The sequence below is a fragment of the Streptomonospora arabica genome, assembly GCF_039531585.1.
In the GTDB taxonomy this organism is placed as follows: domain Bacteria; phylum Actinomycetota; class Actinomycetes; order Streptosporangiales; family Streptosporangiaceae; genus Streptomonospora; species Streptomonospora halophila.
The window spans coordinates 470,814-483,023 of sequence record NZ_BAAAQI010000003.1 but is presented as its reverse complement, the minus strand read 5'-3'; the positions used below and the strand labels follow the sequence as shown (position 1 = coordinate 483,023).

At 72.4% G+C, this 12,210-nt stretch carries 10 protein-coding genes; 7 read left to right on the top strand and 3 right to left on the bottom strand.

Annotation, left to right across the window (positions count from 1 at the left end; genetic code table 11):
- The first annotated feature begins 14 nt into the window (after positions 1 to 14).
- The 5 genes from nuoL (at position 15) to ABD284_RS08295 (ending at position 7,432) form a co-directional block, all read left to right on the top strand.
- Entirely contained in the window at positions 15 to 1,961 is a 1,947-nt protein-coding gene (gene nuoL / locus ABD284_RS08315) for an NADH-quinone oxidoreductase subunit L (RefSeq protein WP_344142039.1), read from the top strand.
- Entirely contained in the window at positions 1,962 to 3,530 is a 1,569-nt protein-coding gene (locus ABD284_RS08310) for an NADH-quinone oxidoreductase subunit M (RefSeq protein WP_344141959.1), read from the top strand.
- 127 nt (positions 3,531 to 3,657) lie between these two features.
- Positions 3,658 to 5,301, top strand: coding sequence for an NADH-quinone oxidoreductase subunit NuoN (gene nuoN / locus ABD284_RS08305; RefSeq protein ID WP_344141958.1), 1,644 nt, complete (start codon positions 3,658 to 3,660; stop codon positions 5,299 to 5,301).
- 138 nt (positions 5,302 to 5,439) lie between these two features.
- On the top strand, positions 5,440 to 6,453 hold the full coding sequence (locus ABD284_RS08300; protein WP_344141957.1) for a polyprenyl synthetase family protein: 1,014 nt from the start codon (positions 5,440 to 5,442) through the stop codon (positions 6,451 to 6,453).
- Between the two features lie 289 nt (positions 6,454 to 6,742).
- A complete protein-coding gene (locus ABD284_RS08295) occupies positions 6,743 to 7,432 on the top strand; it encodes a PRC-barrel domain-containing protein (RefSeq protein ID WP_344141956.1) in 690 nt (229 codons plus the stop codon).
- Between the two features lie 148 nt (positions 7,433 to 7,580).
- Here the strand turns inward: ABD284_RS08295 and rarD are convergent, their stop codons facing one another.
- Positions 7,581 to 8,576 carry an EamA family transporter RarD gene (gene rarD, locus ABD284_RS08290; RefSeq protein ID WP_344141955.1) on the bottom strand — a complete coding sequence of 332 codons (996 nt, stop codon included), beginning with the start codon at positions 8,574 to 8,576 and terminating at the stop codon, positions 7,581 to 7,583.
- A gap of 103 nt (positions 8,577 to 8,679) precedes the next feature.
- On the opposite strand from rarD, the gene msrA reads away from it, so the two are divergent.
- Positions 8,680 to 9,342 carry a peptide-methionine (S)-S-oxide reductase MsrA gene (gene msrA, locus ABD284_RS08285; RefSeq protein WP_344141954.1) on the top strand — a complete coding sequence of 221 codons (663 nt, stop codon included), beginning with the start codon at positions 8,680 to 8,682 and terminating at the stop codon, positions 9,340 to 9,342.
- Positions 9,343 to 9,408: 66 nt separating this feature from the next.
- Positions 9,409 to 10,164, top strand: a complete 756-nt coding sequence (locus ABD284_RS08280; protein WP_344141953.1) for a hypothetical protein — start codon at positions 9,409 to 9,411, stop codon at positions 10,162 to 10,164.
- A 235-nt stretch (positions 10,165 to 10,399) separates the two neighbouring features.
- Here the strand turns inward: ABD284_RS08280 and ABD284_RS08275 are convergent, their stop codons facing one another.
- Together ABD284_RS08275 and ABD284_RS08270 are read right to left on the bottom strand one after the other, a co-directional pair.
- Positions 10,400 to 11,185: an ABC transporter permease gene (locus tag ABD284_RS08275; RefSeq protein ID WP_344141951.1), complete on the bottom strand. Its 786-nt coding sequence runs from the start codon at positions 11,183 to 11,185 to the stop codon at positions 10,400 to 10,402.
- Complete coding sequence (locus ABD284_RS08270) at positions 11,182 to 12,147, bottom strand: ATP-binding cassette domain-containing protein (RefSeq protein ID WP_386698880.1); 966 nt, start codon at positions 12,145 to 12,147, stop codon at positions 11,182 to 11,184. Before ABD284_RS08270 ends, ABD284_RS08275 begins: the two co-directional genes overlap by 4 nt.
- Positions 12,148 to 12,210: the final 63 nt, after the last annotated feature.

Sequence of the window (12,210 nt, the reverse complement as noted above, 5' to 3'; positions counted from 1 at the left end):
TGGCTGTGTCTGAGATAACCCTCGCCGCCGAGCAGCACGCGACCGCTGTCACCTCCCAGGCCAGCGGGGCGATCCTGGCCAACGCCTGGCTTCTGATCGCGTTTCCGCTGGTCGGCGCCGCGATTCTGCTGCTGGGAGGCCGGCGCACCGACAGCTGGGGACACTGGCTGGGCACCGCCCTTCCCCTGGCGAGCTTCGGCTGGGCGGTGGCGGCCCTGTTCGAGATCCTGGCCGCGGCGCCCGAGGAGCGCAGCTTCGCGGTCCCCGTCTACACCTGGTTCAGCGCGGGCGGCTTCGACGCCGAGGTCGGCCTGCTGCTGGACCCGCTCTCCATCAGCTTCGCGCTGCTGATCACCGGCGTCGGCTCGCTCATCCACATCTACTCGGTGGGCTACATGGCCCACGACGAGCGGCGCCGCCGGTTCTTCGCCTACCTGAACCTGTTCGTCGCGGCGATGCTGGTGCTGGTGCTCGCCGACAACTTCGTGCTGCTGTTCCTGGGCTGGGAGGGCGTCGGCCTGGCGTCCTACCTCCTGATCGGGTTCTGGCAGCACAAGGACTCGGCCGCAGTCGCGGCGAAGAAGGCGTTCCTGGTCAACCGGGTCGGCGACATGGGTCTGCTGATCGCGGTCATGATCATGTTCTCCGCCTTCGGCACCGTCGCCTTCTCCGGCGTCTTCGGCGCCGTTGAGCAGGCGGGCGCGGGGCTGACGACAGCGCTCGGCCTGCTGCTGCTCCTGGGCGCCTGCGGCAAGTCCGCTCAGCTTCCCCTGCAGTCGTGGCTGCTGGACGCCATGGAGGGCCCCACCCCGGTCTCCGCGCTGATCCACGCCGCGACCATGGTCACCGCCGGCGTCTACCTGATCGTGCGCGCCGGTCCGGTCTTCGAGGCCGCGCCCGCCGCCCAGACGACGGTCGCCGTCGTGGGCGCCGCGACGCTGCTCGCCGGTGCCGTGATCGGGTGCGCCAAGGACGACATCAAGAAGGCGCTGGCCGGCTCCACCATGAGCCAGATCGGCTACATGACCCTGGCGGCCGGGCTCGGCCCCGTCGGCTACGCCGCCGCCATCGCCCACCTGATCACGCACGGCTTCTTCAAGGCCGGGCTGTTCCTGGGCGCCGGATCGGTCATGCACGGCATGAACGACGAGGTCGACATGCGCCGCTACGGCGGCCTGCGCAAGGCGATGCCCATCACCTTCGCCACCTTCGGCCTGGGATACCTGGCCATCATCGGGTTCCCGCTGCTGTCGGGCTGGTGGACCAAGGAGGGCATCATCGAGGCCGCGTTCGCCTCCGGCGGCGCGACGGGCACCGGCCTGGGCGTGGCCGCGCTCGTCGGCGCCGGGCTGACCGCGTTCTACATGACGCGGGTGATGATCCTGACGTTCTTCGGCGAGCGTCGCTGGGCCGAGGACGCGCACCCGCACGAGTCGCCCGCCTCCATGACCGCGCCGATGATCGTGCTGGCCGCCGGGTCGGTGTTCCTCGGCGCCGTCCTGGTGTTCGGCTACCGCTTCGCGCACTTCCTGGAGCCGGCGGTCGGCGCCCCCGAGGAGGCCCACGAGTTCCACCTGGCGGCCATGTTCACCAGCGTCCCGAGCCTGGCGGCGCTGGGGCTGATGGTGGCCGGTGCGGCCATGGCCTGGTTCATGTACGGCCGCCGCGAGGTTCCCGTCGTGGCGCCGCGGCCCGGCCCGGTCACCGCCTTCGCCCGCAACGAGCTCTACGGCAACGCCCTCAACGAAGGGCTGCTCATGCGCCCGGGGCAGGCCGTCGCCGCGGCGCTGTCGGCCTTCGACGCCAAGGTGGTCGACGGCCTGGTCAACGGGGTCGGCACGAGCGTGCGCGACAGCTCCCGGGGCCTGCGCGGCGCGCAGACGGGCTTCGCCCGCACCTACGCGCTGACGATGCTGTTCGGCGCCGCCATCGTCGTCGCAACGCTGGCTGTGAGGATCTAGATGACCGACTTCCCCTGGCTCACCCTCGCCATCGCGCTGCCCGCACTGGGCGCCGCCGCGGTGGCGCTGCTCCCGTCCGACCGGGTCGAGACGGCCAAGCGTGCGACCCTGGGCGTCACCGTGGCGACCCTGCTGGTGGTCGCGGGGATGGCCGCGCAGTTCGCCCCCGCGGGCGGGGAGAGGCTGCAGTTCACCGAGGTCTACCCGTGGATCCCGCGCTTCGGGGTCAACTACGCGGTCGGGGTCGACGGCATCGCGCTGGTGCTGATCCTGATGTCGGCGGTGCTGGTGCCGCTCGTGGTCCTTGCGGCCTGGCGGGAGAACGACGACGCCCCCGACGGAGGCAAGGGCTACTTCGCGCTGATCCTCGCCCTTGAGGCGATGATGATCGGGGTGTTCGCCGCCACCGACGTCTTCCTGTTCTACGTGTTCTTCGAGGCCATGCTGATCCCGGTCTACTTCATGATCGGGCGCTACGGCCGCGGGGACGAGCGCCGCGCCGCGGCGGTCAAGTTCCTGCTCTACAGCCTGCTGGGCGGGCTGCTGATGCTGGTGGCCGTCATCGGCGTCTACGTCTACGGCGGCACGTTCCTGTGGAGCGAGCTGGCGGGCCCCGGGGGAGCGCTGGCCGGCGTCGACCCCGCGGCCGCGCGCTGGCTCTTCCTCGGCTTCTTCGTCGCCTTCGCCATCAAGGCGCCGATGTGGCCGGTGCACACCTGGCTGCCTTCGGCGGCCGGGTCCTCCCGGCCGGGCACGGCGGTGCTGCTGGTCGGCGTGCTGGACAAGGTCGGCACCTACGGCATGCTGCGCTACTGCCTGGAGATGTTCCCGGGCGCGGCCACGTGGTTCGTGTGGCCGGTCGTGGTCCTCAGCCTGGTCAGCATCGTCTACGGCGCGGTGCTGGCGATCGCGCAGAGCGACATGATGCGGCTGATCGCCTACACCTCCGTGTCGCACTTCGGGTTCATCACCCTGGGCGTGTTCGTCATGACCTCCCAGGGCCAGTCGGGCGCGGCGCTGTACATGGTCAACCACGGCTTCGCCACGGGAGCGCTGTTCCTGGTGGTCGGTTTCCTCATCGCCCGCCGGGGCTCCTCGGCGATCGCCGACTACCGCGGCGTGCAGAGCAGGGCGCCGGTGCTGGCCGGGGTGTTCCTCGTCGCGGGGCTGGCCGGGCTCGCGCTGCCGGGGCTGTCGCCGTTCGTCAGCGAGTTCCTCGTCTTCATCGGCACCTACGCCTTCCATCCGGTCCCGGCGATCATCGCCTCGGTCGGGGTGGTGCTGGCGGCGCTCTACATCCTGTGGATGTACCAGCGCACCATGACCGGGCCGCTGCCCGAGGGACTGGCGCGGCTGCGCGACCTGTCCCGCCGGGAGACCCTGGCCGTGGCGCCGCTGGTCGCGCTGCTGATCGTCTTCGGCGTCTACCCGCAGCCGCTGCTGGACGTCGTCAACCCCGCCGTCGAGGCGACCATGGAGTCCGTCGGCGCCACCGACCCCGAGCCGGCGATCGGCCACGCGGAGGCGACCGGCGAGGGCGGGTCCGGGCACGAAGGAGGAGGCCACTGATGGCGGAGGAGCGGAGCGGCCGCCGAGCAGCCCGTGCCCGGGCGCGCTGTGCGGGCCCGGAGCCGACCGGGGCGACCACCGGGATGACCGAGACGACCGAGACGACGACACCGGAGAGGGAGCACGCATGATGGCGCCTGTGCAGCTGATGGCAGCTCCGGTCATCACGGAGAACCCGCCCGAGATCGACTACTGGCTGCTGTCGCCGATGCTCGTGGTCTTCGGCGCCGCGGTCGCGGGCGTGCTGATCGAGGCGTTCGTGCCGGCGGCCCGGCGCCGCCCCCTGCAGCTGGGGCTCGCCCTCGCCGCGGTCGGCGCGGCGTTCGTGCTCACCATCCTGGTCACCGGTTCGCTGCCCTCCGGCGAGGCCGGCGTGGGAATCGCGTTCGGCAGCATCGCCGTCGACCGCGTCGCGGTGTTCCTCCAGGGCACGGTGCTGGTGCTGGGGTTCATCAGCCTCCTGCTGATCGCCGAGAACCGCCGCGGCGAAAGCGCCTTCGCGGCGCAGGCGGCGGCGGTCCCCGGCAGCGAGGAGGAGCGCGAGCACGTGATGGCGGGCTCCCAGCACACCGAGGTCTACCCGCTGGTGCTGTTCGCCCTGCTGGGCATGCAGCTCTTCCCCGCAGCCGGCGACTTCCTGACGATGTTCGTCGCGCTGGAGGTGATGAGCCTCCCGCTCTACCTGCTGTGCGGGCTGGCACGCCGGCGCCGGCTGTTCTCCCAGGAGGCGGCCGTGAAGTACTTCCTGCTCGGCGCGTTCTCCTCGGCGTTCTTCCTGTTCGGGATCGCCATGGTCTACGGCTACGCCGGTTCGGTGAACTTCGCCGAGGTGGCCTCGGCCGTCGAGCAGGGCGGCGGGCCGCTCTTCCCCGACGGCGGCGGGCGGCCGCTGCTGCTCCTCGGGATCGGGCTCGTCGCGGTCGGCCTGCTGTTCAAGGTCGGCGCCGTTCCCTTCCACAACTGGAAGCCCGACGTCTACCAGGGTGCGCCCACGCCCATCACGGCGCTGATGGCCTCCTGCACTCTGGTGGCCGCCTTCGGCGCGCTGCTGCGGGTGTTCTACGTGCCCTTCGGCCCCTCGTCCGCGGACTGGGCACCCATGCTGTGGGTCGTGGCCGTACTGACCATGGTGCTGGCGGCGGTGATCGCCGTGACCCAGCGCGACATCAAGCGGCTGTTCGCCTACTCCTCGGTCGTCCACGCCGGGTTCGTGCTGACCGCGGTCGTCGCGGCCAGCCCCGAGGGCCTGGCCGGCGCGATGTTCTACCTGGCCGCCTACGGGTTCACCACGATCGGCGCGTTCGCGGTGGTGACCCTGGTGCGCACGCACGAGAACGGGCCGGAGGCCAACGAGCTGTCGCAGTGGGCGGGGCTGGGCCGTACGTCGCCGATGCTGGCGGGTGCGCTGGCGCTCTTCTTGCTCGCTTTCGCCGGTATCCCGCTGACCAGCGGGTTCATCGGCAAGTTCGCGGTGTTCGAGGCCGCCATGGCGGCGGGGGCGACCCCGCTGGTGGTGGTCGGCGTGCTCAGCAGCGCGGTGACGGCGTTCTTCTACGTGCGCATCATCGTGCTGATGTTCTTCGCTGAGCCGGCCGGGGGCGGCCCGACGGTCGTGCGGGCGGGCGCCTTCACCGGTTCGGCGATCGCGATCGGCGTGGCGGCCACGTTCCTGCTCGGCGTCTTCCCCTCGCCGGTGCTGGACAACCTGGTCCCCCAGCCGGGGCAGGAACAGGGCGAGTCGCTTCTGGCGACGGACGGGGGCGCTCGGTAGCCGGGGTCACTCGGTGGGTGGCTTTGGCAGCCGAATCCGGGTCAGATAACTTGGCTAGTCGGTTTTGTTCATCCCGAGAGCGCGCGATACGTCCGTTTTTGGAGGTGTCGCGCGCCTGCTGACGTGTGGAGCTTCCAGGTGAGCGGTGCTGTCCCGAGCGATTTCCTCGCTCTGCCGAGTATCGACGCGGGCCTCGCCAAGGAGGTCCAGGAAGCTCTGGACGAGGTCGAGAACCTGCTGCGCGAGTCCGTCTCCGCCAGCGACCCGCTGCTGACCGAAGCGGCCTCGCACCTGCTCTCGGCCGGGGGCAAGCGGTTCCGCGCCACGCTGGTGCTGCTCGCCTCGCACTTCGGCGACCCCACGGCGCCCGAGCTGGTGCGCGCCGCCGCCGTGGTGGAGCTGACCCACGTCGCCACGCTCTATCACGACGACGTGATGGACGAGGCGGACCTGCGCCGCGGCGAGCCCAGCGCCAATCAGCGGTGGGGCAACAGCGTGGCGATTCTCACGGGCGACTACGTGTTCGCCCGCGCCTCGGAGATCCTGGCCGACCTCGGCACCGACGCGGTGCGGATGCAGGCGCGCACCTTCGGGCGCCTGGTACAGGGCCAGATCCTGGAGACCTCGGGGCCTCAGGGCGGCACCGACCCCCTGGAGCACTACCTGCGGGTGATCTCCGACAAGACCGCCTCGCTGATCGCGTCCTCCGCGGAGTTCGGAGCGATGTTCTCCGGTGCCGGGCCGCAGGTCACCAGCACCATCACCCGTGCATGCGACGCGCTGGGCATGGCCTTCCAGCTGGCCGACGACATCCTGGACGTCGCGGGCGAGTCCAGTGAGTCGGGCAAGGTGCCCGGCACCGACCTGCGCGAGGGGGTGCTGACCCTGCCGATGCTCTACGCGCTGCGACCGGCCCCGTCGGGCGGCGCCGACGATGCGCGGCTGCGCGAGCTGCTCGGCCGCCCGCTGAGCGAGGCCGAGACCGAGGAGGCGCTCGGGCTGCTGCGCTCGCACACCGCCATCGAGGAGGCGCGCGCCACCACCCGCGAGTGGGCCGACCGGGCGCGCGGGGAGCTGGCCACCCTGCCGTCGGGCCGCACGCGCGAGGCCTTCGAGGCTTTGTGCGACTACGCCGTGCTCCGCTCGGGCTGATCCCCCCGCCCAGCCCGCTCCCGCGCTCTGCCCGCGACACGGACTGAGGCCGGCGGCCCTCGCATCGGGCGCGGGCCCGACCGACCGTTCGCCCGGCGCACAGCCGGGCGGGTGCTGCGCGGGGCGCAAAGTGCGGGTACCGAATCGGTCATCTGTCGGCAATGTCCCTTCCTGTCCTTGCATGTCCCCTTCACCTGCGGGAATCTGCCGACTGGCGGCCCCGGTGCGCAGCCGCGCGCTGCGCTGGGCCGAGCACGCTCGCAGGCGATACGGGGGGAAGTGAGTCGCCGTGGCACCGCAGGGGACCCAGCGTTTGATCGGGCACCGCCTGGTCGACAAGGACGGCGCGGCAGTGGGCAAGATCGGGCAGGTCTTCTATGACGACCAGACCGACGCGGCCAAGTGGATCACCGTGCGCACGGGCCTGTTCGGCTCGCGCGAGAATCTCGTGCCGTTGTCCGGCGCCGAGATGGTCTACGACGCGTTGCAGGTGCCCTGGTCGCGCAGCAGGATCAAGAGCGCGCCGAGCTTCGACGTCGACCAGCACATATCGGTGGAGCAGGAGGACCAGGTCTACGCGCATTACGGGCTGAGCCCGGAGATCCCGGGACAGCGCGTTCCCGAGCAGTACGAGCGCCCGCGCGGCAGGCACGCGCGGCCCGAACCCGCCGAGCGGGCCAGGACGCCGGCCGACAGGCCCGGCCCGCCGACCGGGAGGCCCGGTCCACCGCCGGAGAGGCCGGGTCCGCCGGCTGAGAGGCCCGGGCCCGACGCCGTTCCCGTTCGCGGAGTCCCGAGCGGGGTGCGGCAGCCGGATGAGGAGCAGCGGCCGATGTGGGAGCCGAGCGGTCGGAGCGCGCCCACACCGCGCCTCGGGGACGAGTGGGGCTGGGACGCCGATCCGCGTTCGCTGCCCGGGGACGAGTGGGGCCGGGACACGGCTCCGCGCTCGCGGCCCCAGCAGGGCACCGGAGCCTGACACCGGGTTCCCGGCCCGGGGCCGCGGCCGGCGCTCCCGCCCGCCGGCCGCGGTCCCGGGGCGCACGGGGGGCCGCCTGTCCCCGGTCCGGGGGCGCCGCTGCCGGCGCGTCGGTGCCGCGCTCGCCGAGGGATGAGCGGAGCGGCGTTCAGTCGTCGCCGACGGGTTCGCCCGCGGGCGCGGTCCCCTCCGCTGCGGGGGTTCGCCTGCGGGCGCTCCGGGGAGCGGCGGGCCGGGCCTCCGGCTCGGCGTCGCGGCGTGCGCGGGAGGTGCGGGCGTTGTGTCGGAGCATGTCGGTGACGAAGACGACGAGCGCGCACCACACGATCGCGAACCCGACCCAGCGGCTGGGCGGCATCTCCTCGGCGAAGAGCAGCCAGGCGAACAGGAACTGCATCACCGGGACGATGAACTGCAGCAGCCCGAGCATGCTCAGCGGGATCCGGCGGGCGGCCGCGCCGAAGGCCAGCAGGGGCAGCGCGGTGACGACCCCCGAGCCCACCAGTGCGACGCTGTGCCAGGGCGAGGCGCCGGTGAAGGTTCCGGAGCCGGTGGCCTGCAGGAACACGATGTAGCCGACGGCGGGCAGGAACAGCAGCAGCGTCTCCGCGGCCAGGCTCTCCACCCCGTCCATCCCGGCCAGCTTCTTCAGAGCGCCGTAGGTGGCGAAGGAGAACGCCATCCCCAGCGAAAGCCACGGCACGCCGCCGTAGGCCACGCTCAGCACCGCCACGGCCACCGCGCCCAGCGCCACCGCGGCCGCCTGGGCACGGCGCAGCCGCTCGGCGAAGAACACCACCCCCACCAGCACGCTTACCAGCGGGTTGATGAAGTACCCCAGTGCGGCCTGGCTCGTCTGCCCGCTGTTGACCGTGTAGACGAACAGCCCCCAGTTCACCGAGATCACCGCGGCGGCCCCGGCGAGCATCGCCAGGCGGTCGGGGCGGCGGAGCAGGGCGGCCAGCCACCGCCAGTGCGCGCGCAGCGCCAGCAGCACCAGCACGGTCAGCAGGGACCACACCATCCGGTGGGCGATCACCTCGGTGGCTCCGGCCGCGGAGACCAACGGCCAGTAGAGCGTGGACAGGCCCCACATCAGATAGGCGCCGGCCCCGAGAAGTACACCGCGATTGGAATCAGGCACGCTGGCAAGCCTAGGCCAGAATTCATCCCATGAGCGTCCGAATACGCTCCGATCGGGCGGCCTCCGACCGGCCGCACGCGCGGCCCCCGGGTAGCCTGGAGGCATGTTCGGCAAGCAGATGACCATGGTCACTCCGGAGCAGGCCCTGCCCGGCAGGGACGCCGCGATGCCGGTTCCCGAGCGCCACGAGGTGCTCGGCACCCCACTGGCCCCGCCCTACCCCGAGGGCAGCGAGATCGCCGAGTTCGGCATGGGCTGCTTCTGGGGCGCCGAGCGCGCCTTCTGGGAGATCGGCGCCGGCAACGGCATCATCACCACGGCCGTGGGCTACGCCGGCGGCTACACCCCCAACCCCACCTACGAAGAGGTGTGCAGCGGCCGCACCGGCCACACCGAGGCCGTCCGCGTGGTCTTCGACCCCCGCGCCATCTCCTACACGGACCTGCTCAAGGTCTTCTGGGAGGGCCACGACCCCACCCAGGGCATGCGCCAGGGCAACGACCTGGGCACTCAGTACCGCTCCGCGATCCTCTACCGCGGCGACGACCAGAAGGCCGTCGCCGAGTCCTCGCGCGAGGCCTTCCAGGGGGTGCTGACCGGGTCCGGCCACGGCGCGATCACCACCGAGATCGCCGCCGCAGGCCCGTTCTACTTCGCCGAGGACTACCACCAGCAGTACCTCTCCGACGCCAAGAACCCCAACGGCTACTGCGGCCTCGGCGGAACCGGCGCCACCTGCCCCGTGGGAGTCGCCCGCACGCAGTGACGGGAGGCGTCCCGGGCGCCGGCGGCGGCGCGGCCGGGACGCCGCTCCGTGGTCTACGCTCGTCGCATGCCCCACCCCGAGCACGACGCCGGCGTCGTCTGGAACCGGTTGTCCGCGCCCCGTATGGCTCCCTACCTGGAGGAGGCGGGCGGAGACAGGGGCGATGCGCTCGCGCTCTACGAGTGGAGCACGCGCACCGCTGCTGCGGCATTCGAGGACGTCGGCCACTTCGAGGTGCTGCTGCGCAACGCCGTCGACTCCTGCCTCCGGCGCCACTTCCGCGAGGACGAGCGCAAAATCCCGTGGTTCCTGCTGCCGCTGCCGGGCGGCGAGGGCGCCGCCGCACCGGTGCGGTCGGTGCGTGAGCGCTTGCGGGAGGAGGGCAAGGAGTCCCGGGACCAGATCGTCGCCGGGCTCACCTTCGGCTACTGGTCGGGGTTGCTCGGGCCCGAGTACGCGGAGCTGTGGCGGGACGGGCTGCACAAGGCGTTTCCGAACGCGCCGGGGCGGCGCCGCAGGGTGTTCGCCGCGCTGGACGGCATCCGCGTGTTCCGCAACCGCCTCGCCCACCACGACTCCATGCTCGGCGTGGACGTCCCCTTCGAGGCGCGGAGGGTCTTCGCGGCCGCCCGCTGGATCGACGAGGACGCGGCTGCCTGGTTGGAGCGCCGCAGCCGGGTGCTGGAGCTGTGCCGGCTGTGCCCGACCGGCGCGGGGGACACGGCCGCCGACCGCGCCCGGGAGCGCCGCAAGCCGCTGCGAGCGGTGCTGCGCAGCGCCGCGGGCCTGCGGGCCGCCGCACGCAGCCGACCGCGCACCTGAGCGGCGTATTCGGCCCGGGTCCGATGAGCACCACCGCAGGCGGCGCGACCACGCGGCCGGGGGCGTTCGGCCGCGTGGTCCCTCGCGTCAGCGCTGCCAGCGCCGCTCCGGCGCGCGGACGGCGAACGCCCGCGGCGTCCGCTCCGCCCTGCCGGGCGAGAGCGCAGGACACCCCGCCCCTCACCGAAACCGCTCGGGCGCCGGCGGCGGCGACAGGCTCGTTCTTGCAGGTTGTTCAGCGGGAGAGGTTGCGGTAGGCCCGGGCGGAGAGCGGGACGAACACCGCCAGCAGGAGCGCGGGCCAGGCGAACGCCAGCGCCACCGCATGCTCGGCGAGAACCCCGCCCGTGGTGCCGAGCGGGTTGCCGAACAGCTCCCGGCACGCGGCGGCGGTCGCCGACACCGGGTTCCAGCCGGCGAGGAAGCCGAGCCAGCCCGGCATCGTCTCGGGGGCCACGAAGATGTTGGACAGGAATCCGAACGGCCACACCAGCACCTGGACCGCAATCAGCGCACCCTCGCTGCGGATCGCCAGACCGAGGTAGACCCCTACCCAGAGCACGGCCAGGCGCAGCCACAGCAGCAGCGCCGCCGCGAGGAGCGCCGAACCGATCGACCCGTCGACGCGCCAGCCGATGGCCAGTCCGCCCGCCATCAGCACGGCGAGCTGGACGACGGAGTTCATCAGGTCGGCGGCCGTGCGGCCGAGCGGGACGCCGACGGCGGAGATCGGCATGGAGCGCAACCGGTCGGTGATCCCGCGCCTGGTGTCCTCGGTGATCGCGCCCATCGTGCTTTCGATGCCGAAGAGCATGGTCAGGGTGAACATGCCGGGCAGCAGGTAGGGGAGGTAACCGCCGCCGCCGGGCAGGTCGATCGCGCCGCCGAACAGGTAGCCGAACATCAGCAGCAGCATGACCGAGAAGGCGATCCCGATGACCGGGGCCCACGGTTCGCGCTGCCAGTGCTTGAGGTCCCGCACGGTCAGGACCCAGCCGTGGCGGAGAGTCTGGAGGGTCATCGCAGGGCTCCTTCGTGCTCGGCGGCCTCGCCGTCGGCGGTGAGGTGGAGGAAGACCTCGTCGAGGGTCGGGCGGCGCAGGACGGCGTCGTCGACGCCGATGGACGCGGCGTCGAGAGCGCGGACCGCCGCCACCAGGGCGGCGGTGCCGCCGGACGGCCCGGCTTCGACGGTGACGCGCAGCGCCTCGGCGTCCGGTGTTCCGCCGAGCACCTCGGCGGTGCGGTGCAGCTCGCCGGGGTCGCGCGGGGTGATGATGACCCGGTCGCCGCCGAGGGAGCCCTTGAGCTGCGAGGAGGTGCCCTCTGCGATCACCCGGCCGGCGCCGAGGACCGTGAGCCGGTCGGCGAGCTGGTCGGCCTCGTCCAGGTACTGCGTCGTGAGCAGCACCGTGGTTCCCTCGCCGACCACCCGCCTCAGGGTCGTCCAGACGTCGTTGCGCCCGCGCGGGTCGAGACCGCTGGTCGGTTCGTCGAGGAAGAGCAGCCGCGGCCGTGTCACCAGGGCGACGGCGATGTCCAGCCGGCGGCGCATGCCGCCCGAGTATGTCGAGACCTTGCGGTCGGCCGCGGCGGAGAGTCCGAAGGCGTCGAGCAGCTCGCCGGCGCGGGCGCGGGCGGCCGCCTTCGCGAGGTTGTGCAGCCGGCTGAACATGACCAGGTTCTCCCGGCCGTGGAGCTTCTCGTCCAGTGCGCTGGTCTGGCCGACCAGGCCGATGGCCGCGCGCACGTCGCGGGGCGAGCGGCCCACGTCGTGTCCGGCGACGCGGGCCTCGCCGGAGTCGGGGCGGGTGAGGGTGGTGAAGATGTTGACCGCGGTGCTCTTGCCGGCGCCGTTCGGGCCGAGCAGGGCGTGCACGGTTCCGGGCGCGACCTCCAGGTCGAGGCCGTCGAGGGCCCGGGTCGGGCCGTAGCGCTTGTGTAACCCGCGGGCGAGCAGGGGCGTGGCGGCGGTCATGGGCATCCTAACTTTGTACGGCGTACGGAGTGTGGGCGTGCTGAGTGTAGCATGAACTCTGTACGGCGT